The organism is Vreelandella titanicae, assembly GCF_014697095.1.
Classification (GTDB): Bacteria; Pseudomonadota; Gammaproteobacteria; order Pseudomonadales; family Halomonadaceae; genus Vreelandella; species Vreelandella titanicae.
This window is the reverse complement of the sequence record NZ_CP059082.1, coordinates 4776235-4800823: the sequence shown is the minus strand read 5'-3', so window position 1 is coordinate 4800823 and position 24589 is coordinate 4776235. Positions and strand designations below refer to the sequence as shown.

The window sequence follows — 24589 nt, the reverse complement described above, 5'->3', positions numbered from 1 at the left end:
GTACTTCGATGACAACATTAAGTTCCAAAACCGCAGCGCCACGCTCGGTGTCAGGGTGGCGGTCGGCGCAAAGCAAGCGCATCTTGCTGACACTTTTGGGGTGGTCGGTGGCGCTGGTGATCTTCTTTCCGATTTTCTGGATGATCCTGACTGGCTTTAAAACAGAAACAGCGGCGATTGCCGACCCCTCGCTGATTTTTTCGCCCACCTTAGAGAGCTACCAGGATGTGCACGCGCGTTCCGGCTATGCACGCTTTGCGCTCAACAGCGTTGCGGTGGCATTTGGCTCAACGTTCTTCGCGCTGCTGATTGCGATTCCTTCAGCCTACGCCATGGCCTTTTTGCCCACTAAACGCACCAAAGGCACGCTGCTGTGGATGCTCTCCACCAAAATGCTGCCCTCAGTGGGCGTGCTGGTGCCGATTTATCTCATTTTCCGCGACGTTGGTCTGCTCGACACCCGCACCGGGCTAATCATCATCTATACCCTGATGAACCTGCCGATTGTGGTGTGGATGCTCTACACCTTCTTCAAGGATATGCCCAAAGACATTCTTGAAGCAGGGCGTATGGACGGTGCCTCCACCCTCCAGGAAGTGTTCTTTCTGCTGCTGCCACTCACGCTGCCGGGTATCGCCTCAACGGGCCTGCTATCGGTCATTTTGAGTTGGAACGAAGCGTTCTGGAGTCTCAACCTAACGACCTCAAGTGCTGCGCCGTTAACCGCCTATATCGCCTCATTCTCAAGCCCTGAGGGGCTGTTCTGGGCCAAGCTGTCTGCCGCTTCCACCATGGCCATTGCGCCGATTTTGATACTCGGTTGGATGACACAAAAACAGATGGTGCGTGGCCTGACCTTTGGTGCCGTCAAGTAAAGGATCTTCCTCATGGCAACACTACAACTACACAATATTACCAAGCGTTTCGGCGACACCGAGGTCATCAAGGGTATCGACCTTGAGGTCAATGACCGAGAATTTGTGGTCTTCGTTGGCCCCTCCGGCTGCGGTAAATCGACCCTGATGCGCATGATCGCCGGGCTTGAAAGCGCGACGGATGGCGATATCTTGATCGACGGTCAGCGTATCAATGACGTTGGCCCTGCAGACCGTGGCCTCGCCATGGTGTTTCAAAGCTATGCGCTTTACCCGCACATGACGGTAGAGGGCAATATGGGCTTCAGCATGCGCTTGGCCGGAGTGCCCAAGGAGGAGCGTCGCGCCAAGGTGCTGGAGGCGGCCAAGATTCTACAGCTAGAGCCGCTGTTAGACCGCAAGCCCAAAGCGCTCTCCGGCGGTCAGCGCCAGCGGGTGGCTATTGGCCGTGCGATTGTGCGTAACCCCAGCATCTTTCTGTTCGACGAGCCGCTCTCCAACCTGGATGCCGCGCTGCGAGTGCAGATGCGTATTGAGCTGGCGCGTCTGCACGATGAGCTGGACGCCACCATGATCTACGTCACCCACGACCAGATCGAAGCGATGACCATGGCGGATAAAATCGTTGTGCTCCACGACGGCGTGGTCGAGCAGGTGGGCTCGCCCATGGCGCTCTACCATCATCCGCGCAATCGCTTTGTAGCAGGTTTTATCGGCTCGCCGAAAATGAACTTTCTGCCGGTAACGCTGACCAGCGTTTCGCCTGAAGGCGTAGGGATTCGTATGCCCGGCGGCGGTGAACGCAGCGTGCCGGTGGACGGTCAGCACCTGGAGGCCAACGCCCCCCTTGAGCTGGGTGTTCGCCCGGAACACTTAGTGCTCGAAGAGCAGGGGCCCCTGAGTGGCGAGATCAAAGTGCTGGAGCGGCTAGGTGGCCAAACCTCGCTTTATGTCCAGATGGACGACGAACTCATCACGATTATGGCCGATGGCGACGTGGCCTATCGGGTTAACGATACGGTGCATTTCGGCTTTGCCCCTGAGCGCGCCCACCTGTTTGACGCTGGCGGCCTGGCCTTGCCCAGCTTGCAACAGCATCCCTTGGCAGGGCTAACCCGACACGATAACCGCGCGCCCGGTTCGCCTTCTGAGGAGCCTGCATGAGGACACTCATCTTTGACTGTGATGGCGTGCTGGTCGACAGCGAGGCGCTGGCTGAAGGTACGCTGGTGGAGTACCTCTCCCGCTGGCTGCCCGATCTGAATATCGACCAGGAACTAGGCCAAGCGCTGGGGATGACCACGGCGGCTATTCTTGCTCATCTTGAAGCATTAAGCGCCCACAGGCTGCCATTGGACGCCACCGAGCAGGTGGATACGGCTATCGAGGCCCGCTTGGCGCAGGAGCTTAAAGCTATAGACGGCGCCGACAAGGCGGTTCGTGGCATTACCTTGGAAAAGGCGGTGGTTTCCAACAGTCGACGCAGTCGCGTATTGGCATCACTGGCAAGCACAGGGTTGGCCGATGCGTTTGGCGAGGTGCCCATTTTTACCGCTGATCAGGTAGCGCACCCCAAGCCCGACCCCGCACTCTACCGATTGGCGGCCTCTCACTTAGGCCAAATGCCGCGGGACTGTCTAGTGGTAGAAGATAGCGTGGCCGGGGTGACGGCCGCCCGTGCCGCGGGAATGTGCGTGATTGGGTTTGTCGGCGCCAGTCATGTGGATGTTGATCAAGCGGCGCGCCTTACTCAAGTCGGTGCCTGGCGTATTTTAGAGCATATGCACGGCCTGGAAGCCCTGGTGAACGAGTGGCAAGCCAAGGCTTCCAGCTTTTCGCCTTAACGAGAGCATGACGATGAAACTAAACAACAAAATCGCGGTGATTACCGGCGGCGCGCGGGGTATCGGCTTGGCTATTGCTCAGCGTTATTTAAGCGAAGGCGCCAGCGTGGTAGTGGCCGATATTGATCGGGCCGCTATCGATGATGCTTTAGCGACGCTGGAGCAGCAGGCGCCTGCCGAAAAAGTGATGGGGGTTGAGCTGAACGTCTGCGATCAGACATCGATTGACGCCATGGTCAAAACGGTAATAGAGCGCTTCAGTGGTATCGATATTTTGGTCAACAACGCTGCCATCTTTGATATGGCGCCGGTGCTTGAGGTGACCGAGGAAAGCTTTGATAAGCAGTTTGCGGTCAATACCAAAGGTATGTTTTTTACCCTGCAGGCGGTTGCCCGTTCGATGGTGGCCCGTGGTCAGGGGGGCAAAATTATCAATCTGGCCTCCCAGGCAGGTCGCCGCGGTGAAGCCCTGGTAAGCGTTTACTGCGCCAGCAAAGCGGCTGTCATCAGCCTTACCCAATCCAGTGGTTTGGATCTCATCAAACACCGCATCAACGTCAACGGCATCGCCCCGGGCGTGGTGGATACGCCGATGTGGGAAGAGGTCGACGCGCTGTTTGCCCGTTTTGAAAACCGCCCGCTCGGTGAGAAGAAGCGCTTGGTGGGCGAGGCGGTGCCGTTTGGGCGTATGGGGCTTCCCGAAGACCACACCGGTGCGGCGCTGTTTTTGGCCAGCCAAGACAGTGATTACGTTGTTGCCCAGACACTCAATGTCGATGGCGGCAACTGGATGAGCTGAGGTGGCCATGACCCCTGATCTTGATACTTTAGCCCATCAGATTATTCGCGCCGCCGAAGGCGCCTCACGCTATCTGGTCGCGCTGGCAGGGCCGCCGGGGGCGGGGAAATCGTATCGCAGCGTCCAGCTCTGCGATGCCATTAATCAGCACCTGCCGGGCCAAGCTGGGCTAGTGCCCATGGATGGCTACCACTTCGATAACGCCGTGCTGGGTGAAGAGCAGGTGCCGGTAAAAGGGGCGCCCCATACCTTCGATGTAGAGGGGTTGCGCTGCGACCTCGAGCGTATCCGCCAAGGGGTTCATCCGGTAGCTGTACCGGTTTTTGACCGCCCGTTGGATCTAGCCCGCGCCGGTGGACGACTGATCACCCTTGAACAGCGCATCGTCATTGTCGAGGGCAACTACCTGCTGCTTGACCGCTCCCCCTGGCGCGAACTGCGACCGCTGTTCGATTGGACGCTATTTTTAGACGTCGATGATGTCCTGCTGATTGATCGACTGATCAATCGCTGGCTTGAGATGGGCCAGGATCGCACCGGTGCGCTGGAGCGCACCCACCACAAAGACATGCTTAACGCTCAATTAGTGAAGAGTTGCTGTTTGCCGCCTGACCAGCGCTGGCGCTAATACTTTGTGTTAGCCCCTTTGTGTTAACCCATTGATAGCGTCACTTGTTACCTGCCTTTATTCACCCCATCGCGCCAAGAAGGCCTTGGCTGGAGAGTCTCATGACCCGACTTAACAATCACAACCTGGGCAAGCTAACCGACGATGTTGCCAAATCTAATTACGTTGCCAAACCTCAATATGACCGCAAGACGCTCACCCCCGGCATCGTACATATTGGGGTAGGCGGCTTTCACCGCGCCCACCAAGCGATGTATCTGGATGCATTGATGAACCAGGGCGAGGCGCTGGATTGGGGGATTGTTGGCGTAGGCGTGATGCCTGGCGACAAACGCATGCAGCAGGCGCTGGCAGCGCAGGACTATCTCTATACCCTGGTGGTCAAACACCCCGATGGCCAGTATGAGCCGCGGGTCATTGGTAGTATGGTGAATTACCTGTTTGCACCGGAAGACACCGAGGCAGTTATCGAGCAGATGGCCGATCCGGCGATTCGCATTGTGTCATTGACGGTGACCGAAGGCGGTTACAATTTTCACCCGGTGAGCGGCGAATTCGACCTCGATAACCCCCAGGTACGCGCCGATCTTGCTAACCCCACCCAGCCCACCACCAGCTTCGGGCTGGTGGTGGAAGCGCTCGCCCGCCGGCGTACGCGGGGTATCCCGCCATTTACCGTGATGTCTTGCGATAATATTCAAGGCAACGGCGACGTGGCCAAGCGTATGTTTGGCGCCTATGCCCAGGCGCGGGACGCCGAGTTAGGCGCCTGGGTTGCAAGCGAAGTGGCGTTCCCCAACGCCATGGTGGATCGTATTACCCCGGTGACGTCGCCCACGGATATTGATGAACTGAGTCAGCGCTTTGGGGTAGAGGACGCCTGGCCGGTGGTCTGCGAACCCTTCACCCAGTGGGTGTTGGAAGATCACTTCCCCCTTGGGCGTCCGGCGTTTGATAAAGTGGGTGTCCAAGTCGTGGAAGATGTCGAACCCTACGAACTGATGAAACTGCGCCTGCTCAACGCCAGTCACCAGGCATTGACCTACTTTGGCTATTTAGCCGGATACCGCTACGCCCATGAGGTGTGCCAAGATCCGCTATTCGTTGATTTTTTACTGGGCTATATGCGTGAAGAGGGCACGCCGACCTTGGCGCCGGTACCGGGGGTTGATTTGGAAACCTACCGATTAACGCTGATTGAGCGCTTCGCCAACCCGCAAATCAAAGATACCCTGGCACGGCTTTGCGCCGAGAGCTCTGACCGCATTCCTAAATGGTTAGTGCCGGTGATTCGCCAACAGTTGGCCCAGGGTGGTGAAATAGAGCGCAGCGCCGCCGTGGTGGCCAGCTGGGCGCGCTACGCTGAAGGGGTCGACGAGCAGGGCCAGTCCATTGAGATCGTCGATCGCTTGAAAGCGCCGTTAATGGCGATTGCTGCCGAGAACCGCCAACGGCCAACGGCCTTTATCGAAAACCGCGAGCTGTTTGGTGACTTAATCGACAGCACTCGCTTTGTTGAAGCCTATTTAGCGGCCCTTAGTTCGCTGCACGAACGTGGCGCACGCGCTACGCTAGAGGGTCTGGCGTCGTCCAAAGGAACAGTGTGATGTATATCGGGGTAGATTGCGGTACCCAAAGTACCAAAGTAGTGGTGGTAGACGTTGAGCGAGGCAAGATTCTCGCTGAAGCAAGCCGTCCTCACCGCTTGGAAGAGGGCGAAAATGGCCGCCGGGAGCAGGCGCCTGCGGAGTGGTTAGCTGCCTTGAAAGCGGCGTTTTTTGCCGCGTTGGATAAAGCCGCTGTATCGGCTAGCCAAGTGCGCGGCATTGGTGTCTCAGGCCAACAGCACGGCATGGTCGCGCTCAATGGCGAAGGCGTGCCGGTCTATCCCGCCAAGCTGTGGTGCGATACTGAGACCAGCGCCCAGAATGCCGATTTAGTTATCCGCCTGGGCGGCGAGCCGGGCTGTTTGGAGAAGCTGGGGCTGGTACTACAAACCGGCTATACCGCGTCTAAAATCGTTTGGCTGCGCGAGCATCATCCTGATGCGTATCGGCGCATCGAGAGCCTGCTGCTGCCCCACGACTACCTTAATTTCTGGCTCACCGGCGAACGGGTCACTGAGGCGGGCGACGCCTCCGGTACTGGCTACTTCGATACCCGTAAGCGTTGCTGGCAGCTGGATGTTTTTGCCGAGATGGCCCCAGAATTAGACCCGGCGCGGGTATTGCCCCGGGTGCTGGAAGCCCATGAACCGGTAGGCTTTGTACGCCCGGCCGTGGCCCGCGAGCTTGGGCTTGGCGACCAGGTTGTCGTCTCCTCCGGCGGCGGTGACAATATGTTGGGCGCCATTGGCACCGGCAATATTACTCCAGGGCTGATCACGCTGAGTTTGGGCACCTCCGGCACCGTTTGCGCTTACTCGGCTAACCCTGTTGAATGCGATAACGCCATGGTCGCCAACTTCTGTTCCAGCACCGGTGGCTGGCTGCCGCTGATCTGCACGATGAATGTTACTTCGGCCACCACGCGGGTGCGCGAACTGTTTGGCTTGGATCTGGCAGCCTTTGGCGAAAAAGTAGCCAGCGCGCCGATAGGCGCCGAGGGCGTTACCGTATTGCCGTTTTTCAACGGTGAGCGAGTGCCGATGCTGCCCGACGCCTCCGCGGACTTTCTTGGCCTGACCAGTCTGAATACCACCCAGGCTAATTTGTGTCGGGCCGTGGTGGAGGGGGCCACTTTCGGGCTACGCTATGGGCTGGAATTGTTGGGTGATTTAACCGCCGGCGCCAGCCAGATTCGTTTGATCGGTGGCGGCGCTAACAGCCCCGTTTGGCGCCAGATGGTCGCGGACATTACCGGTACCCAGGTGATTTGTCCTGAGATTACCGATGCGGCCGCGCTTGGTGCCGCAATACAGGCGGCCTGGTGCGACCAGCGCTCAGAGGGCGTAACCCTGGAAACGCTGTGTGAAAGATTAGTCCACTTGGATGCGCAGTCACTTGCTGACCCCCATCCTGAGCGAGTGGCCGCGTACCAACCGATTTATATGCGCTACTGCGCAGCACTTGAACAACGCCATGGCGGCGCTTAAACGCATACCAAGGAGATTTTATGACTAGCCAGCTGCAACAGTTAAAGCAACATTCGCTTGTCGTCGCCGACACCGGTGATCTTGAGGCTATTCGCCGCTATCAGCCGCAGGATGCCACCACTAACCCGTCACTGCTGCTCAAGGCGTTTAGTCTGTCCGGTTATCAAGCGCTGATCGACGAAGAGCTGAGCAATGTAAAAGCCTCGGTTGGCAGCCGTGAAGAGCAGGTCAAGCATGCCGTTGACCGCTTGGCGGTGGCCATGGGCAGTGAAATTTCCGCCGTTGTACCGGGGCGTGTTTCCACCGAAGTGGCGGCCCGTTTGTCTTTTGATACCCAGGCCAGCATTGCCAAGGCCCACGAGTTAATCGAGCTGTACGATGCCCGTGGCGTGTCACGTGACCGCGTGCTAATCAAGCTGGCGTCTACCTGGGAAGGCATTCGCGCCGCCGAGGTGCTTGAACGCGAAGGTATTCAGTGCAACCTGACGCTGCTGTTCAGCGATGCCCAGGCCCAGGCCTGTTTTGATGCCGGGGTGTTTCTGATTTCACCCTTCGTAGGCCGCGTGACCGATTGGTACAAAAAAGAGACCGGCAACGACTACACGTCGGAAAACGACCCGGGCGTTCAGTTCGTGCAAGGCGTTTGCCAGCGTGCCAACCAGGGCGGCTACGACACCGTGGTAATGGGCGCAAGCTTCCGTAATACCGGGCAGGTACTTGCATTGGCAGGCTGCCCACGGCTGACCATTTCGCCTGCATTACTGGAAGAGCTGGATGCCACCGAAGGCAGCGTTGCTGCGCAAATTCAAGCGGGTGAAGGCAGTGGCAAGCCTACCGAGCCATTGAACGAAGCCGCTTTCCGCTGGGGCCACAATCAAGATGCCATGGCCAACGACAAGCTGGCCGATGGCATCCGCCGCTTCCACGACGACCAGCTTGAGTTAGAGAGCCTGATCGATAAGCGGTTAGGCTGAAATATAAGCTAGCCCATAGCTTAAGCGCGTCGGGGTTAGGGGCCCCTAACCCCGACGCCGTTATACATTCGGGTACAGGGAGAAAGCCTTATGGATGCCACCCTGAGCCAACTGTTGGAATCTATCGAATTAACCCCCGCTGGCGATTTGCAGTCGCTCAGTGGGGGTGACATTGCTGCTGTATACCGCCTGGAGACCCGTCAGGGGCAGGTGGTGATTAAACACGACGATACGGCGCGGCTGCGTGGCGAAGCCGAAGGGCTGCGTGCGTTGCGTGGCGCCTGTTCATCGCTGGTAGTGCCAGAGGTGTTAGGTTTGGCAGAAGGCTGGCTGATCATGGAGTCATTGGACACCGTGCCCGCTGGGCAGAAGAGCGAAGCAGCGCTTGGTGAAGGGCTGCGCGGTTTGCACAGCGTGATTGGCGATGCCCACGGCTGGCATCAGGATAACGCTTGTGGGCGCACACCCCAGCCGAATGCCCCGCTCAGCGACGGTCGAGCTTTCCAGCGCGAGCGCCGCTTGCTCCCTCTGTGTGAGGCATGCCACCAGCGTGGGCTATTGGACAGCGAGCTGCGTGGCCGTATCGAACGCTTGGCCCACGATTTGGAGCGCTGGCTGCCCGATGCACCGCCCAGCTTGCTGCATGGTGATTTGTGGTCAGGGAATGTACTCTTCACTACAAAAGGGCCGGCGATCATCGATCCGGCAGTGTATCGCCACTACCCGGAAGTGGACGTGGCGATGCTGACGCTATTTGGCTCGCCGGGAGAGGCATTTTTTGACGCCTACTGGAACGGCGACGCCCCGACCAGTTGGCCGAGGCGTGAAGCTCTGTTTCAGCTTTACCCACTGTTGAATCATCTGGTGCTGTTCGGTGCCGGCTATCGTTCTGCGGTTGAACGCTGCGTGGCGAGGCTTGAGTCCTTCGCCTGACTTACCAGGACTTACGTTTTACCAAGATTTATAGGGCAAAAACTTACCATTCAAAGTTAATAGTACCCGGTCGCCTTTGGGGTCTTCGATTTTGTCGACCTCCATGGTGAAATCGATGGCGCTCATAATGCCGTCGCCAAATTTCTCCTGCACCACGTCTTTTAGGGTCTCACCGTACACACCGACGACTTCATAGAGGCGGTAGATAAATGGATCCTGGGGGATTGCTTCATCCCAGGCTTTAGTGGGAAAGGCCACTAAAGCCTCTGCCGCATCGCGCTCCACGCCAAGGGTGTCACACAGCTTAGCGGCAACCTCTTGGCTGGCGCTGTTCATGCCGTAGCAGGCGGAAGCCACCCATACCGGCGACATGCCGACCGCTTTGCCAATATCTTCCCAGCTCATTTTTTTACGCGCTTTGGCGGCGAGCAGGGTGTGACGCATTTCGAGTTTATCCATTAGGGTTTCTCCTATAAAGGGGGCTTTGGCCTATTAGGCTGTGATCAAGACAGCACCTTTTTGGGCTGAGTACGCACGTGGGTGGTATAGAGAACCAAGCCAACCAGGGTTAGGCCGCCTACCAGGTTACCCAGTACCGTGGGGATTTCGTTCCACATAATGTATTGATACAGCGTGAAGTCAGCGCCCAGCATGAGGCCAATTGGGAACAGAAACATGTTGACCACTGAGTGCTCAAAACCAAGGTAGAAGAAGACAATAATCGGCATCCACATGGCCATGATTTTGCCGGAAACCGTTGTGGAAATGGCCGCGCCCACCACGCCCATGGATACCATCCAGTTGCAGAACATGCCTCTCAGAAAAAGCACAATCCAACCGGCAAGCCCCGCCTCCTGATAACCCACCGTGCGGCTTTCACCAACGGCCATCATCGTTTGGCCGACAGCGTTGATCTCCTCTGTGCCGCCCATGGTGAAATTCAGGTAGCCGAAGGTGGCGATAAATAGGGCGCCCCCAAGGTTGCCAAGCCCTACCAGAGCCCAGCACTTCAGCATGCGCGGCAGTGTCACTCCGGGTCTTTTGTCGAGCCATGCAATTGGCACCAGCATAAAAACCCCGGTGAGCAGGTCATAGCCCATCAGGTAGAGCATCACAAAGCCCACGGGGAAGAGTAGTGCCCCAATCAAAAAGTGGCCTGTTTGCGTCGCGATGGTGATGGCAAAAATAACCGCCAACGCCAGAGTCGCTCCTGCCATAAAGGCGCGGATAAGCGTATCCCGGGTGCCCATATAGACTTTTGACTCACCCTGATCCACCAACTTGGTGACAAATTCACTGGGCATTAGATAAGACATAAATATGTCTCCTGTGTCATTTCGGTTAATTAACGCCTAACCCAAGAGTTTTAGTGTTTCCTGATAGGAGCAATAAAACCGATGGCTGCGCCGTCCTGGTGCAAAAGAGATTAAGCGTGTGGCGCTATCGCACTATCCACCCATCCAGTGCTATTTGTGTGCCAACTCGCGCATATGATTTCTAATATTTTGTTTTGAATGGATTAATTTATTTTTTAGAGGATGTTTTTGGAGCGTTTAAGGTGTTACGAAATATCGTAAACTACGATATTTCGTTGTTTTAGTGACGAAATGTCGTAACTGGCGCGGTAATTGAATGGTGATGGGACAACTCATTTGAGACCGACACTAATGGATGAGCCTGAACGTCATCACGCTTTTGCGTTGATGGGTGGCTTTTCGCCTCTGGCGATGATTTTGGTCGATCCGTTTGCCGACCAACTGCTCGCTGCGAATTATGCCGCTTGCGCGCTGCTCAATATTGATGAAGCAATGCCTTTGGAGGCACCGTTTAGCCATCGCTTGGGTGCTTCGCTGTCACTATGGGTGAGCTTCACCGATGAAGCGCTAACACACAAAGCGGCCTGGTCGGATGACCTGGTGATGTTAGATATGCTGCGCCAGCCGTATCGAGTTGAGGTTTATGCTCAGCTTATCGACGACTCTTCACAGCTGTTGCTGACGCTTATAGACCGCAATAAAGCTGAGCAGCGGCGAGCAAAAGCGGAATTAGGCCGCCAGCACCGCCAGGGTGAGGTGGGTTGGCAGCGGGTCGAGCAGGTATTCGAGCGGATTGAAAAGCAGAACCAACTGATTCTTGGCGCAGCGGGCGAGGGGATTTACGGTCTGGATGCCGAAGGCAAAACAACCTTCGTTAATCCTGCCGCCGAGCGAATTCTGGGCTGGAGTACCGAGGATATGGTGGGCCACGACGCTCACCTGATGTTCCACCACACCCACGCCGATGGCAGTCACTTCCCGGTGCAGCAGTGCCCTATTCACGCCTCGTTTAGCGATGGTCAGGTGCATCATGTCGATAACGAGGTGTTCTGGCACAAAAATGGTGAGGCAATTCCCGTTGAGTACACGAGTACACCGATTTTTGAAATGGGGCGTTTGGTCGGGGCGGTGGTGCTGTTTCGTGATATTCGTGAGCGCAAGCGTGCTGAGCAGCAGTTGCGCGATGCCCTTGCTGAGGTGGAGTCACTCAAGCAGCGCCTCGAACTGGAAAATGAGTACCTCCAGGAAGAGATAAAAGCGGAGCTAAACCATCGCGATATTGTCGGCAATAGTCCGGCAGTGGCCAAGCTGATTCAGCAGATTGAGCTGGTTGCGCCCACCAGCGCCAACGTGTTGATTAGCGGCGAGTCGGGCACCGGTAAAGAGCTGATTGCCCGCGCCATCCATGCGGGGAGTACGCGCAGTGATCGACCGCTGATCCGCGTGAACTGTGCGGCTATTCCCCGTGATCTGTTTGAGAGTGAGTTTTTTGGCCATGTAAAAGGGGCCTTTACCGGCGCGGTGCAGGATCGCCCAGGGCGTTTTGAGCTTGCCCACGGCGGCACGTTATTTTTGGATGAAGTCGGTGAAATCCCCCTGGAGCTGCAGAGTAAGCTGTTGCGGGTGCTACAGGATCAGCAGTTTGAGCGCGTAGGCGATAACCGTACCCGCGAAGTGGATGTGCGGGTGATTGCCGCCACCAATCGCGAACTGCGCGACATGATCGATACGGGCCACTTTCGCGAAGACCTCTATTTTCGACTCAATGTGTTTCCTATTGACTCGGTACCGCTGCGCAAGCGGATTGAGGATGTGCCGCTATTGGCGCGGCACTTTTTACAGCGTGCCTGCCTGAAATTTAATAAGCCGGGAGTGCGCATTCCCCCCGCCCAGTTGGAGATTCTGCAGTGCTACCCATGGCCAGGCAACATTCGTGAACTGGAAAACATCATCGAGCGCCAAGTCATCGTGACCCAGGATCGACGCTTAATGTTTGATGACCTGCTGTCGGGAGAGCCGTCGCGCTCGATGGGCCGTGCTCAACCAATGCCGACGTTGCTCCACACCAGCGGAGAGCAAAGTAAAGCAACGCTGCTGACTGAGCAGGCGCTGAGCCAACGTCGGCGGGCGAGCACGATTGCCGCTCTGGAACAGGCGAGAGGTAAAATTTCTGGGGCCGGGGGGGCGGCAGAACTGCTTGGTATTAAACCCACTACGCTGACCTCGCGGCTAACTAAATGGGGTATCGATGCGCGGGGATTTCGTAAAAGAGCGCCGCATTAATCGCCAAACCACCATGCTTTGGACTAAGGTAAGTTGGATGCGACTTGACAACAGGCTGCACACATATTTATAGATTGTTCAAGGCTAGCATACATACATGAATGTAACTATAATGCTCATCTTTCTGAATGTCTTAACGTGCGAGTGGCTTAATTTTCTGCAGGACAAGCAGGCTGAGAGACTAAGCGCGTTTACCATCTGACGCTGATACCTAGAGGCAATCCCATGCGACTGGCACACTGGGCAGTCAATGCCCCTTTACGACCCCTACTGTTAGCGGTATTCACCGCTTCTTTTGTATTGCCTGCTCAAGCTGCTGATCTCATCACGATTACCCGTGATGCGTTAGACAACAACGCTGAGCTTGCTTCGGCGCGCTCGGAGTATTTGGGTGTTGAAGCAGGCAGAGACGTTGCCCGCGGTGGGTTACTCCCCCAAATTAACGCCTCGGGCACCGTGGCGCACAACGAGCAGTATGAAAGCCAGGGTTCATCCCGAGCGGGAACAGGGGCTGGAACGGGTAATGTGAGCGCCGGTGATGACCGTTACAACACCGTAGCGCTCACCCTTGAAGCCACCCAAGCGCTTTATGATGAGGTCACGCGCCGCCAAGTCACTCAGGCCGAGCGGCAGATTGACCAGCAGGTATACCTGCTGGCAGCTACCGAACAGCAGCTATTAATTGACGTGGCCAGCGCCTATTTTGATATTTTGCGGGCTTATGAAGTACTCGAAGCGCGTTTTGCCCAAGAGCGAGCCATTGGCCGTCAGCTTGAACAGGCCGGTGAGCAGTTTGAGGTCGGTTTGATTGCGATTACCGAAGTCGAAGAGGCCCGGGCTACCTTTGACCAGTCCCGTGCTGATCGCATTGCCGCAGAGAGCAACCTGCAGGTGGCATTTGAGGCACTGGAGCAGCTGACCGGCCAGCGCTACGCCAGTATTGAAGCGTTGGGCGACAGTATGCCAGTCGCCCTCCCTGAACCCAGCAACCGGGACTACTGGGTAGAGCAAGCCATTGAGCGCAATCCTCAGGTATTGGCGCAACAGGCGGGGATTGAAGTATCACGCAGCGGTGTGGAAATTGCCCGCGCGGGACGATTGCCCACCCTTTCAGCTTTTGGCAACTATCAGTATGGCGACAGTGATATTGATAACACCACCGGGAATGACTCCTCTAGCCAGGTGGGCATACGCGCTAATTTACCCATCTACACCGGCGGCAGTACCAGCGCCAGCATCCGCCAGGGGACTTATCAACTTGAAAGCAGCCAGTATGATTTCGAGTCCCAGCGTCGTTCGTCGATCCAGCAGGTGCGCTCGCTGTATACCCAAGTCAGCAACGATGTGGAAACCATCGAGGCCCGTGAGCAGGCGATCGTCTCTAACCGCAGCGCGCTGGAAGCAACCCGCGCTGGCTACGAGGTTGGCACCCGTAACATCGTGGATGTTTTGAACGCTGAGCAGAATTTGTATAACGCCATCGCCAACTACGCCGAGGCTCGCTACGACTACGTAGTGAATTTGCTCACGCTTCGTCAGCAGGCCGGGCGCCTGGACGTGGACGCCATTGAAGAAGTCAATGCATGGTTAACCGGCGATGAGGTGAATTTCACCTTGCCAGAGAGCGGTGGCAACGACCGCTATGAGTCTGCGCTCAACATCGGTGCACCGCCCCAGCCTGGCATGTAATTGTTTGTCGGTTGGAAGTGATTCAGGTGCGCACGTGCTATTGGTCACCTTAAAAAAGATATATGGGAACTTAACGTATGAAGAAGTTGATTCACTCACGCCGAGCGAGTCTGGTGACGCTGGTAGCTGCGCTGGCACTTTCAGCCTGCGGTCAAGAACAAGCCGAGGCACCTCAACAGGGTGCCCAGCAAGAGGCACCTCCCCATAAGGTCGAAGTGGCCGAAATGGCGCGTCAGGATATACCGTTGGATAAGTCGTACCCCTCGCTGCTACGCAGTGATGATGAAGTCACATTGGTTGCCCGTGTCAATGGGTTTCTGGAGGAGCGTCACTTTGAACCCGGCCAGTTGGTGGAGGAAGGAGATCGTCTTTACACCATCGAGCCCGATCTTTACCAGGCCACGGTCAATCAGCGTGAAGCCGATTTACAGAGCGCTCGTGCCGAGCTTGCCCGCGCCCAGCGTGATGCCCAGCGTTTCGAGCAGTTATTAAGCCAAAACTCGGTGAGTCGCCAGCAGTATGATCAGGCGTTGGCCGACCAACGAGTAGCCCAGGCGAGCGTCGCCCAAGCAGAAGCCGCCTTGACCAGTGCCAACCTGGATTTAGGCTATTCCCAGGTGACGGCTCCTGTCTCAGGCATGATCGGCTTGAGCCAAGTTAACGTGGGCAATTTGGTGACCTCGGGTACAAAACTGGCTACGATCACCCCGCTGGATCCGCTGGAAGTTCGTTTCCAACTGCCTCAGCGGGATGCCTTTGAGCTGCGTCGTCAGTTGAGTGACGGCGGTGATACGTCGGATATTCGTGCGCGGTTGAGCATTCCTGGCGTGAGTGGCGGCAGCGATTCCGAATTAGAAGGGCATTTGGACTTCCTGGGATCACGAGTCGATAGCGGCACCAGTACCGTGCAGGCATCCGCAACCTTCGAAAATCCTGAGGCGACCGTACTGCCCGGCCAATTTGTACGTGTACGCATCGAGGGCCTGAAGCGTTTTGATGTGATGGCAGTCCCGGAAATTGCCGTTACCCAAGGGCTAATGGGCCCGCAAGTGTTTGTCCTAGATGACGAGGACAAAGCCCGTGAAAGGACTGTTTCATTGGGCGAAGTGGCTGGCCCATGGCAGTTGATTCGTGAGGGGCTTGAGCCGGGAGATCGTGTTGTGGTCGGCGACCCCGCTGGTTTAGAGCCGGGTATGGTGATTGATCCTCAGCCGTTTGCTGGTAACGCTGAGGACATCGTTGAAGATGTGGAGCAAGAAGAGGCCCAACAGCAGTCTGAAGCAGCAGAGACAATGGAAGAGGGGGCAGCCGATGGTCAGCCCGCTGAAGGGGAAGAGGGTGCGCAATAATGAACTTCTCTAACTTCTTCATCAGCCGCCCGATATTTGCCACGGTATTGGCGATTATCGTGACGTTGGTGGGCGTGATGTCCATGCGTATTCTACCGATTGAGCAGTACCCCAGCGTGGTGCCGCCGACGGTATCGGTGCAAGCGCAGTTCCCTGGGGCGGACGCTGAAACCGTTGCGCAAACGGTGGCGGCTCCCATCGCCGAAGCCATTAACGGCGTTGAGAACATGCTTTATATGACCTCCAACAGCGCCGATAACGGCCTCATGAGCTTGAGCGTGGCGTTTGACATCGGCACCGACGGTGACATTAACACCATCAACGTCAACAACCGGGTTCAGGGAGCGCTTTCGCAGTTACCTGAGGCCGTGCAGTCACAAGGTGTCACCGTAGAGCTGCGCTCTGACTCGATTTTGATGTTTATCGCGTTGACCTCGCCTGATGGCGACTACGACAACATCTATATGCAGAACTACGCCACCCTTAACGTGCTTGATGAACTGCGCCAGGTGCCGGGTGTGGGTAATGCCGAGGTGTTGGGCGGCGGCGAGTTTGCCATGCGTATCTGGATGGATCCGGATAAGTTGGCCCAGTACGACCTGACGCCCAGTGAAGTGGCCAGCGCGATTAGGGCACAAAATACTGAAGTGCCTGCGGGCAATTTGGCATCGACGCCGCAAAGTGAGCCGCGTGCGTACACCTATACGATTACCGCTGGCGGCCGTCTTAATAATGTCGACGACTTCCGTAATATTTACCTGCGTACCAATAGCGACGGCTCTTCGCTACACTTGGAAGACGTCGCGCGCATTGAGCTTGGGGCATCTTTTTACGGGGTTGATGCGCGTTTGAACGGCTCAACCATGACACCGATTATTATTAACCAGCAGCCAGGTGCAAACGCGCTGGAAACTGCTCAGGGCGTGCGGGAGACTATGGAGGAACTGGCCGGTCGCTTCCCGCCCGGGCTTGAATATGTTGCCCCTTATGATACGACCCTGTTTATTGATGCCTCCGTGGAAACGGTGCTCCACACCTTTATTGAAGCCTTTCTGATCGTTATCGTCATTCTGTTTATTTTCCTGCAGAACTGGCGTTTCACTGTGATTGCCATGTCGGTGGTGCCGGTTGCGGTCGTGGGCACCTTTGCAGGCTTCTACATGTTTGGTTTTTCGATCAACTTGCTGACGCTATTTGCCTTGGTGCTATCGATAGGGATAGTGGTCGATGATGCCATTCTTGTAGTGGAAAACGTCGAGCGCGTGCTGAGTGAAGAGGACGATATCAGTGTACGCGACGCGACTATTCGGGCGATGAAAGAAGTCGGCGGGCCGGTGATTGCGACCTCATTGATCATGGCGGCCGTGTTTGTACCTGTGGCTTTCCTGGGCGGCTTTACCGGGCAGATTTACCAGCAGTTTGCAATTACCGTGGCGATCTCGGTGGCCATTTCGGCGTTAATGGCGCTAACCTTTACCCCTGCTCTGTCAGCGATTTTTATCAAGCACAAAATCGCCGGTGCCGGGCAGTCCAAATTCAAGCGCGCCCTAAATACACCGCTACGCCTGTTTGACCGACTGTTTGCGGGAATCACCGCTGCCTATATGTGGGTCGTAAAAGGCTTGGTGCGGTTTTGGGTGTTAGCATTAGCGCTCACGGTAGCGACAGGGGTTGGTTCCTACTGGCTCTACGCCAATACGCCTTCAACGCTGGTGCCGGAAACCGACCAGGGGGTTGTGCTGGTCAGCGTGTCGCTTCCTGACGCCGCGTCGCTGGATCGCACCCAGCGCTATATGTCAAAACTCAGTGCAGCGATTGAAGATATTCCCGGTGTGGAATACTCCTCCGCGGTGGCGGGCTATGACATTTTGTCGAGTTCCGTGAATACCGCTCGGGGGGTAATGTTTATCAATCTAAGCCCTTGGTCTGAGCGTGATTTGACTGCCACAGAACTTGTAGGGCGCATTATGGGGTTGGGCGCAAGTATTGATGGTGGTTCCGCGATGGCCTTTAACTTGCCACCTATCATGGGGCTTTCGACCACTGGCGGTTTTACCGGCTACTTGCAGTCCTTTGATGGTGCATCGGCACGTGAGCTGTATGAAGCATCGCTGCAAATCATGCAGAAAGCTAACCAGCATCCTGCCTTGAACCGGGTATTTACAACGTTCAACGTTAATGTCCCGTCTTATCGTGCCAACATTGATCAGCAAAAAGCATTAAGTTACGGCGTGGCGCTGGAGAACATTAACTCGGCTCTGGGTAATACCTTTGGTAACGGCTTTGTGAACTACTTTAGCTATCAAAACCGTAATTTTCAGGTCTATCTACAAAACGAAGATGAATTCCGGAAGACGCCGGAAGACGTCAGCAGCGTTTACGTGCGTGGCGGAAATGGCGAACGTATTCCGCTCTCTGAATTTGTCGAGCTTGAGCGCCAAACCGGTCCGTCGGTAGTGTCCCGTTTCGGCGTTTATGCCGGTGCAATGTTCCAGGGTGAGCCAGCTGCTGGTTATAGCTCAGCTCAGGCGATCGAAGCAATGAACGAAGTCGTGGAGGAAGCGCTGGGCAGCAACTGGGGCATGGGCTGGACGGGTACCGCATACCAAGAGTCCAATATGGGCAGCGCCGCGACGCTAGCGATTGTCTTCGGCCTATTGATGGTCTTCCTGATCCTGGCGGCTCAGTATGAGAGTTGGTCTTTACCGCTAGCGGTATTGACTGCAACGCCTTTTGCTTTCCTGGGGGGTATTGGGGGTATCGCGTTGCGCGGGCTGGACACCAGTGTGTATGTGCAGATCGGCATGTTGGTGGTGGTCGGGCTTGCGGCGAAGAATGCCATCCTGATTGTCGAATTCGCCGAACTGCAGCGTAAGGAGCAGGGAAAATCAATCCGTGAAGCGGCGATTACAGCAGCAGAGCTGCGCTTTCGCCCCATCGTGATGACCTCCCTGGCATTTATCTTTGGTACCTTACCGCTCGCATTGGCGACCGGTGCCAGCGATGTGAGCAGTCATCACATTGGTACCACGGTCGCCATGGGTATGTTCTCAGTTGCCACTTTGGGCAGCCTGTTTATTCCCAGCTTCTACGCCATGATTGCAACCGTTTCTGATTGGCTAGGTCGCAAGATGAAAGGGAATAGGCATGATAGCTCACAGTCGGCACTTGAGCATGACAAAGCCTAGTCTTTAGCGATTAACCACCATCAAGAACAGGCGGGTGCTATCTTCGGATGGCACCCGCTTTTTATTGCGGTCGCGATAATCAAGCTAGCTGACTAAGATCAAGGTAGAGGTGGCGCCCAAAAGCTAATCTGGACTAAGCTGGAAGTAACAATACATCACCGGCTAAGTACCGGGGGAGGCGCCATCATGAACGATCTACTGCACGCTGCTACGCAGTTTCCGACCATCGTCTTTACGTTGCTACTCGGGTTGTTGGCTCTTTACTGGCTGTTAGTGATTATCCGTTTAGCCCCTCTGGAGCTGTTTGAACGCGATAGCCTCAAAGAAGACCATCTCGCCAGCACGCTGGTTTCTCTAGGCTTCGCTGGGGTTCCCGCGACGCTGGCCTTGACGGTGATTCTGACCATTGCAGCAGTGCTTACATTGGTGATCGAACTACTGGTATTGCGGTGGCTACCGCTTGGCTTGATACGTATACCGGTAGGGGTGCTGGTGCTATGGGCTACGCTGGTGGTTGCTTCGCCTTTGGCGGCGATGCTCTGCCAGGCCTTGCACCGTGGGCTGCACCGTTATCGCCCCTTCACGCGCCGCTGTTTACTGGGGCAAACGGTGGTGGTGACTGAGCGCGAAGGTACTGGTGGGCAGGCGTTCGCAGTCATTGATAATGAGCCCAATAGCAGGGTCAAACTGCTGAGCAAGCACGATGCCCTACCTGTACAGGGGGAGCGCCGAGTGCTGGTGAAGTACTTACCTGAAGAGGGCGCCTATCGCAGCGTCTCTGAGAAGGCGTATCTCGAAACGCGAGTTCGTTTGAATAGACTGCGGCTAAACCAGAAAAATCGCCACTCAACCCATTACTCCACCTCCCACTAATACGACGTTCTATCTGAGGGGCGTCACCGGGAAGCCTAAATGCTAGGCATCCCGGTTATTTCCAACGCCGCCACTGCTGTGTCAGCCACTGCACTGCACGCTGCCAGACAGTGGCGTTTTGCGTCTTATCAACGGAGGTAGGACGAGGAGCGGGGCGGTTTAAAAAGTCGTGAATGGGGTCTACCTGTGCTGGTTTATCCAGCATGGGCGCATGACCACAGTCAGGCACTGTAAGCGTCACAAGCTTAGGCTGTGCTTCGGTCATCCGCGGTAGTGTTTCCGGGTCTAAAAGTGTGGACTCCTCACCGCGTATCACCATCGTCGGGCAGCGAATGTTCGCCCAGTCTGCCCACATGTCGCGCGGCGTATCGTGTACAAACTGCTCGCCGATGCGCGGATCAAAGTGATACGTCCAACTACCATCCGGTAACCGACGGGCACTGTTGAGCGCTAGTTCGCGCCATGCGGATTCACCGGTAATACCGAAACTAGCGTAGTGCTGATTGAGCTCTTGTTGGAGTTCGCTGAAGTTAGAGAAGCGGTGGGTAACGCCGAAATAGCTGGAGAGACCAATAAGACCCTGCGTGTTCAGCTCGGGGCCCACATCGTTAAGAATCAGCCGGGAAATACGCCCACTGTGTTGTGGGTCAGCGGCGATCAACATGCCTAGCAGGCCACCCATCGAGGTGCCCAGCCAATCGATGTAATCGAGTTCAAAGTGGTCAAGCAGTGCGATTGCTACTGTCACATAATGGCTATAAAGGTAGTCGTGAGCAGGGAAAAGCGACCAGCTTGATAAGCCACGGCCCGGGGTGTCTGGGGCGATAATCCGCCATTCACTGCCGAGTTCCCGCGCCAGCGCGCTAAAGTCGCCACCGTGACGAGCAAAGCCATGCCAGGCGATCAAAGTGCGGGGGGCAGTAGGGTTCCAAATGCGTACGGCGACTTCTAACTCGCGTATGCGAACAAACTCCAAGGCATCCATAGGGTACTCACACGGCTAGAACAGTGGGGCCAGTATAAGCATACTTGCTGCATTGCAGCGAGAGTGGGTGCAATGTTTAACGCTGCATCATGCGAATAGAGGTATCAATCAGCTCGCCACCGCGTTCCCGAATCGAAAAAGCTCCGGGGTTACGTAGCCAGTCGTGGAACAGGCCTCCCAGCATGGACTGCATCAAGCGCGTTGCAATTTCGGGGCTAAGGTCTTCGCGCAACAATTGTTGCTGCTCAGCGAGCACAAAGACATTCAGCATCTCTTCAAAACACTCGTTGCCGATCTGCTCCTGCATGTCGAGCGGGTTAATATCGCTGAAGAACTCGCAGCGATGCAGCAGGATGGAGAGTATTCGCTGATAAGAAGGTTGCTCAAGGCGCACTAAACCCGCATGGCAGGCCAGTCGTATAGACTCCAATGGTGATAATTCGGCGTCGGCTTTGTCGACCTCATCCATCAGCGATTGGAAGGGCATACGCACCTGTTCAACCAGCGCCATGAACAGGTCGCCTTTGTTTTTAAAGTGCCAATAAACGGCGCCGCGAGTAAGGCCTGCATGGCGAGCAATTTGCTCTAAGGAGGTGCGCGCCACGCCCTTGGCAAAAAATACCTCTTCAGCAGCTTCAAGCAGTGCTTCTCGTGTAGCAGCCGCTTCTGCTTTGGTCTTTCTTGCCATGGAAATGCAACCTCATTATCGACACAGTATGGTCATATTTTAACCTAAGAGGGAGAACATTTACATTCAAAACTGTATGGTTAAATGAGCCATCTCATAACGTGGGTTAACAAATTCGTCATTTCACGACTGAAAGCGTATAAACAGGCAATGAATCTGGCCCTAATGTCGTGAGCAAAACGAATTAAAAAAACAGGACAGAAAGCATGGCGCGAGCTCCTTTTCAGCTGGGCGAACATACCATTATGCCCGGCCAACGCTTACAAGTTGATGTGCCGGTGGCGCGCTTATATACCCATACGCCCCTGCATATTCCTGTCGAAGTCGTTCATGGCCGTAAGGATGGACCAGTGCTGTTGGTATGTGGTGGCATTCACGGCGATGAAATCAACGGCGTGGAGATTGTCCGCCGGGTACTGCGCGCGAAAGCGATTAGTAGTATCCGCGGTACCTTGATCGCTGTGCCGGTTGTAAACGTACTTGGTTTCTTGCAGCAAACCCGCTATTTGCCTGATCGGCGTGATCTAAATCGCTGTTTTCCAGGCAGCGAGTCGGGGTCACTTGGCGGCCGTATTGCAAATCTGTTTCGCGAACAAATCGTCGATCACGCTACCCATATTATTGACCTACATACCGGTGCAATCCACCGCACTAATCTGCCGCAAATTCGTGCCCAGCTCCGTCCTGGAAGCGAAACCGAGCGTATGGCCGATGCTTTCGGTGCGCCCGTAGTGCTAAATGCGGAACTGCGTGAAGGTAGCCTGCGCCACTACGCTCAGAACCGCGGGATTCCAGTGCTGACCTATGAAGCCGGCGAGGCGCTGCGTTTTGACGAGTGGGCGATTGCCCCAGGGGTTCGCGGTGTGCTGCGAGTCATGCGCCGACTAGGCATGCTGACCGGCGAACAACGCCGCCGCACGCCAGCACCCGCGGAGCTTGCCAAAGGGTCAAGCTGGGCTCGGGCACCTATCGACGGCATTTTGCGCCCCAAGGTGCGCCTAGGCGCCCGCGTTGCGAAAGGCGAGGTGCTGGGCAAAGTCGCTGACCCTTTTGGCAATGATGAAGGCGAAGTGCGCGCCGCTGCCGACGGTATTGTGATTGGCATGAGTCGCTTGCCGCTGGCCAATGAAGGAGAGGCGCTATTCCATATTGCCCGTTTTGATGAAATTGATGAGGCAGAAACGGCTATTGAGAGCTTTAACTCAAGCTTGGTGCCGCCACCTGATTCGTTTTATTAATCGTAGTTCATAACTCAACGCTATCGCTTCAATAGTTAAGGATTAGCTACTATAAATGGCAAATCAGTAGCCATTTGACTATACCTAAGGACGGGCTTTGTTAGCGGCTGCTAAAAATGATAACAACTCGGGTTTGTACGAAAAGTCGGCGAGCGAAGACTAGACAAGGCAAAAATCAACGAAAAAGCGGAGTTTACGGGGTGTAAATGAGCATTTTGAGGCGATTTTTAACGCCGTATTGTCGAGCGCAGACAGTTTTCGTACAAAGCCTAAAAACAAATAGCTAGGCTTTCATCGGACTCGAACGAGTGGCGATCAAACGCCACGTCTACCGTGACATGGAGGAAAAGCGATGACGAGCGATAAACCTAATCACACCACGACAGATGCGGGTATACCGGTCACCAGTGACGAACACTCGCTTACCATAGGACCCAACGGCCCGATTCTGCTCAACGATCACTACTTGATTGAGCAGATGGCAAACTTTAACCGTGAACGTATTCCCGAGCGTCAGCCTCACGCCAAAGGTGGCGGCGGTTTTGGGCGCTTTGAAGTGACTCATGATGTCAGCAAGTACACCAAGGCAGCCGTGTTCCAGCCGGGCACGACCACTGAAACACTGATGCGCTTCTCAACCGTGGCCGGCGAACGGGGTAGCCCGGACACATGGCGTGACCCGCGCGGGTTCTCGATCAAGTTCTACACCACAGAAGGCAACTTCGACATGGTGGGGAACAATACACCGGTGTTCTTTATTCGCGACCCGATGAAGTTTCAGCACTTTATCCGCTCGCAAAAGCGCCGCGCAGATACCAATCTTCGTGACCATGATATGCAGTGGGATTTCTGGACGCTGTCGCCTGAATCGGCTCACCAAGTGGCTTGGCTGATGGGGGATCGGGGTATCCCGAAAACCTGGCGTCATATGAACGGCTATTCCAGCCATACTTATATGTGGATCAACGCAGAGGGTGAGCGGTTTTGGGTCAAGTACCATTTTAAAACCGACCAGGGAATCGATTTCCTCACCCAGGAAGAAGCGGACAAAATGGCTGGCGCAGACGCTGACTACCATACCCGCGACCTCTATCAAGCCCTTAAAAATGGCGATCACCCCAGCTGGACGCTGAAAGTGCAGATCATGCCGTTTGAAGAGGCGAAGACCTACCGTTATAACCCCTTCGATCTGACCAAAGTGTGGCCCCATGCGGACTATCCGATGATTGAAGTGGGTAAACTCATCTTGGATCGTAATCCCACGGATTATCACACCGAGATCGAGCAAGCGGCATTTGAGCCCAATAATATGGTACCAGGTACCGGTTTAAGCCCTGATAAAATGCTGCTGGCGCGTGGGTTCTCCTACGCTGATGCCCACCGCGCGCGGCTTGGCGTGAACTATAAGCAGATCCCGGTGAATTCGCCGAAGTCGCCGGTGCACAGCTACACTAAAGATGGCGCGATGCGGGTGCAAAATGTCACCGACCCGGTTTATGCACCCAACTCGAAAGGCGGCCCCTCTGCCGATGCTGAGCGCTACCCTATGGATAACACCTGGGAAGTGAGTGGTGACTTTGTGCGCACCGCCTACACCCTGCGCCGCGATGACGACGATTGGGGGCAGGCCCATACCCTGGTGCGTGAAGTGATGGATGACGCCCAGCGTGCCCGTTTGGTGTCGAACGTTGTTGGTCATCTATCGGATGGTGTTACGGAGCCGGTGCTTCAGCGTGCGTTTGAGTATTGGCGCAATATTGACCAGGAAGTCGGAGACCGCATCGCTAAAGGCGTGAAAGGCGGCTAACGCGTGACTTTTTAAGCACACGGCGC

General features: G+C 55.7%; 20 protein-coding genes. 16 read left to right on the top strand and 4 right to left on the bottom strand.

All coding sequences use genetic code 11. The features are described 5' to 3' along the window. Positions 1-8: 8 nt before the first annotated feature. From HZS52_RS22130 to HZS52_RS22090, 9 genes are all read left to right on the top strand, one after another. Positions 9-875 carry a carbohydrate ABC transporter permease gene (locus HZS52_RS22130; RefSeq protein ID WP_022520498.1) on the top strand — a complete coding sequence of 289 codons (867 nt, stop codon included), beginning with the start codon at positions 9-11 and terminating at the stop codon, positions 873-875. A gap of 12 nt (positions 876-887) precedes the next feature. Continuing rightward, a complete protein-coding gene (locus HZS52_RS22125) occupies positions 888-2039 on the top strand; it encodes an ABC transporter ATP-binding protein (protein WP_138799958.1) in 1152 nt (383 codons plus the stop codon). Further along, positions 2036-2719, top strand: a complete 684-nt coding sequence (locus HZS52_RS22120) for an HAD family hydrolase (RefSeq protein ID WP_190373707.1) — start codon at positions 2036-2038, stop codon at positions 2717-2719. Before HZS52_RS22125 ends, HZS52_RS22120 begins: the two co-directional genes overlap by 4 nt. A 13-nt stretch (positions 2720-2732) precedes the next feature. Next, complete coding sequence (locus HZS52_RS22115) at positions 2733-3518, top strand: L-iditol 2-dehydrogenase (protein WP_190373706.1); 786 nt, start codon at positions 2733-2735, stop codon at positions 3516-3518. Positions 3519-3525: 7 nt separating this feature from the next. After that, positions 3526-4146: a nucleoside/nucleotide kinase family protein gene (locus tag HZS52_RS22110; protein ID WP_190373705.1), complete on the top strand. Its 621-nt coding sequence runs from the start codon at positions 3526-3528 to the stop codon at positions 4144-4146. 101 nt (positions 4147-4247) lie between these two features. Further along, a complete protein-coding gene (locus HZS52_RS22105) occupies positions 4248-5753 on the top strand; it encodes a mannitol dehydrogenase family protein (protein ID WP_190373704.1) in 1506 nt (501 codons plus the stop codon). Beyond that, a complete protein-coding gene (xylB, locus tag HZS52_RS22100) occupies positions 5753-7240 on the top strand; it encodes a xylulokinase (protein WP_190373703.1) in 1488 nt (495 codons plus the stop codon). Before HZS52_RS22105 ends, xylB begins: the two co-directional genes overlap by 1 nt. A 20-nt stretch (positions 7241-7260) precedes the next feature. After that, on the top strand, positions 7261-8214 hold the full coding sequence (gene tal, locus HZS52_RS22095) for a transaldolase (RefSeq protein WP_190373702.1): 954 nt from the start codon (positions 7261-7263) through the stop codon (positions 8212-8214). Positions 8215-8304: 90 nt separating this feature from the next. Continuing rightward, on the top strand, positions 8305-9147 hold the full coding sequence (locus HZS52_RS22090; protein ID WP_190373701.1) for a fructosamine kinase family protein: 843 nt from the start codon (positions 8305-8307) through the stop codon (positions 9145-9147). A gap of 18 nt (positions 9148-9165) precedes the next feature. On the opposite strand, the gene cynS is transcribed toward HZS52_RS22090, so the two are convergent. After that, complete coding sequence (cynS, locus tag HZS52_RS22085) at positions 9166-9606, bottom strand: cyanase (protein WP_159176356.1); 441 nt, start codon at positions 9604-9606, stop codon at positions 9166-9168. A 44-nt stretch (positions 9607-9650) separates the two neighbouring features. Then, the gene (locus HZS52_RS22080) at positions 9651-10463 is read right to left on the bottom strand and encodes a formate/nitrite transporter family protein (protein ID WP_009287282.1); all 813 of its coding nucleotides are present in this window, start codon (positions 10461-10463) and stop codon (positions 9651-9653) included. A 351-nt stretch (positions 10464-10814) separates the two neighbouring features. Here HZS52_RS22080 and HZS52_RS22075 point away from each other — a divergent pair, with 351 nt between their 5' ends. The 5 genes from HZS52_RS22075 (at position 10815) to HZS52_RS22055 (ending at position 19845) form a co-directional block, all read left to right on the top strand. Further along, a complete protein-coding gene (locus tag HZS52_RS22075) occupies positions 10815-12746 on the top strand; it encodes a sigma 54-interacting transcriptional regulator (protein WP_190373700.1) in 1932 nt (643 codons plus the stop codon). Between the two features lie 225 nt (positions 12747-12971). Next, positions 12972-14435, top strand: coding sequence for a TolC family outer membrane protein (locus tag HZS52_RS22070; RefSeq protein WP_159176357.1), 1464 nt, complete (start codon positions 12972-12974; stop codon positions 14433-14435). Positions 14436-14512: 77 nt separating this feature from the next. Continuing rightward, the gene (locus HZS52_RS22065) at positions 14513-15784 is read left to right on the top strand and encodes an efflux RND transporter periplasmic adaptor subunit (RefSeq protein WP_190373699.1); all 1272 of its coding nucleotides are present in this window, start codon (positions 14513-14515) and stop codon (positions 15782-15784) included. After that, a complete protein-coding gene (locus HZS52_RS22060) occupies positions 15784-18972 on the top strand; it encodes an efflux RND transporter permease subunit (RefSeq protein ID WP_190373698.1) in 3189 nt (1062 codons plus the stop codon). Before HZS52_RS22065 ends, HZS52_RS22060 begins: the two co-directional genes overlap by 1 nt. Before the next feature lie 186 nt (positions 18973-19158). Next, a complete protein-coding gene (locus tag HZS52_RS22055) occupies positions 19159-19845 on the top strand; it encodes a hypothetical protein (RefSeq protein WP_009287285.1) in 687 nt (228 codons plus the stop codon). A gap of 55 nt (positions 19846-19900) precedes the next feature. On the opposite strand, the gene HZS52_RS22050 is transcribed toward HZS52_RS22055, so the two are convergent. Further along, entirely contained in the window at positions 19901-20830 is a 930-nt protein-coding gene (locus HZS52_RS22050) for an alpha/beta fold hydrolase (RefSeq protein ID WP_027959766.1), read from the bottom strand. Positions 20831-20906: 76 nt separating this feature from the next. Then, positions 20907-21518: a TetR family transcriptional regulator gene (locus tag HZS52_RS22045; protein WP_039859306.1), complete on the bottom strand. Its 612-nt coding sequence runs from the start codon at positions 21516-21518 to the stop codon at positions 20907-20909. A gap of 206 nt (positions 21519-21724) precedes the next feature. On the opposite strand from HZS52_RS22045, the gene HZS52_RS22040 reads away from it, so the two are divergent. Continuing rightward, the gene (locus tag HZS52_RS22040) at positions 21725-22756 is read left to right on the top strand and encodes a succinylglutamate desuccinylase/aspartoacylase family protein (RefSeq protein ID WP_009287287.1); all 1032 of its coding nucleotides are present in this window, start codon (positions 21725-21727) and stop codon (positions 22754-22756) included. A 352-nt stretch (positions 22757-23108) separates the two neighbouring features. Beyond that, positions 23109-24563, top strand: coding sequence for a catalase (locus HZS52_RS22035; RefSeq protein ID WP_190373697.1), 1455 nt, complete (start codon positions 23109-23111; stop codon positions 24561-24563). Positions 24564-24589: the final 26 nt, after the last annotated feature.

What these genes read in the sequence shown, in the direction of transcription:
- HZS52_RS22130 (WP_022520498.1), top strand. Translation starts at nt 9, where the DNA reads ATGACAACATTAAGTTCCAAAACCGCAGCGCCACGCTCGGTGTCAGGG.
- HZS52_RS22125 (WP_138799958.1), top strand. Translation starts at nt 888, where the DNA reads ATGGCAACACTACAACTACACAATATTACCAAGCGTTTCGGCGACACC.
- HZS52_RS22120 (WP_190373707.1), top strand. Translation starts at nt 2,036, where the DNA reads ATGAGGACACTCATCTTTGACTGTGATGGCGTGCTGGTCGACAGCGAG.
- HZS52_RS22115 (WP_190373706.1), top strand. Translation starts at nt 2,733, where the DNA reads ATGAAACTAAACAACAAAATCGCGGTGATTACCGGCGGCGCGCGGGGT.
- HZS52_RS22110 (WP_190373705.1), top strand. Translation starts at nt 3,526, where the DNA reads ATGACCCCTGATCTTGATACTTTAGCCCATCAGATTATTCGCGCCGCC.
- HZS52_RS22105 (WP_190373704.1), top strand. Translation starts at nt 4,248, where the DNA reads ATGACCCGACTTAACAATCACAACCTGGGCAAGCTAACCGACGATGTT.
- xylB (WP_190373703.1), top strand. Translation starts at nt 5,753, where the DNA reads ATGTATATCGGGGTAGATTGCGGTACCCAAAGTACCAAAGTAGTGGTG.
- tal (WP_190373702.1), top strand. Translation starts at nt 7,261, where the DNA reads ATGACTAGCCAGCTGCAACAGTTAAAGCAACATTCGCTTGTCGTCGCC.
- HZS52_RS22090 (WP_190373701.1), top strand. Translation starts at nt 8,305, where the DNA reads ATGGATGCCACCCTGAGCCAACTGTTGGAATCTATCGAATTAACCCCC.
- cynS (WP_159176356.1), bottom strand. Translation starts at nt 9,606, where the DNA reads ATGGATAAACTCGAAATGCGTCACACCCTGCTCGCCGCCAAAGCGCGT.
- HZS52_RS22080 (WP_009287282.1), bottom strand. Translation starts at nt 10,463, where the DNA reads ATGTCTTATCTAATGCCCAGTGAATTTGTCACCAAGTTGGTGGATCAG.
- HZS52_RS22075 (WP_190373700.1), top strand. Translation starts at nt 10,815, where the DNA reads ATGGATGAGCCTGAACGTCATCACGCTTTTGCGTTGATGGGTGGCTTT.
- HZS52_RS22070 (WP_159176357.1), top strand. Translation starts at nt 12,972, where the DNA reads ATGCGACTGGCACACTGGGCAGTCAATGCCCCTTTACGACCCCTACTG.
- HZS52_RS22065 (WP_190373699.1), top strand. Translation starts at nt 14,513, where the DNA reads ATGAAGAAGTTGATTCACTCACGCCGAGCGAGTCTGGTGACGCTGGTA.
- HZS52_RS22060 (WP_190373698.1), top strand. Translation starts at nt 15,784, where the DNA reads ATGAACTTCTCTAACTTCTTCATCAGCCGCCCGATATTTGCCACGGTA.
- HZS52_RS22055 (WP_009287285.1), top strand. Translation starts at nt 19,159, where the DNA reads ATGAACGATCTACTGCACGCTGCTACGCAGTTTCCGACCATCGTCTTT.
- HZS52_RS22050 (WP_027959766.1), bottom strand. Translation starts at nt 20,830, where the DNA reads ATGGATGCCTTGGAGTTTGTTCGCATACGCGAGTTAGAAGTCGCCGTA.
- HZS52_RS22045 (WP_039859306.1), bottom strand. Translation starts at nt 21,518, where the DNA reads ATGGCAAGAAAGACCAAAGCAGAAGCGGCTGCTACACGAGAAGCACTG.
- HZS52_RS22040 (WP_009287287.1), top strand. Translation starts at nt 21,725, where the DNA reads ATGGCGCGAGCTCCTTTTCAGCTGGGCGAACATACCATTATGCCCGGC.
- HZS52_RS22035 (WP_190373697.1), top strand. Translation starts at nt 23,109, where the DNA reads ATGACGAGCGATAAACCTAATCACACCACGACAGATGCGGGTATACCG.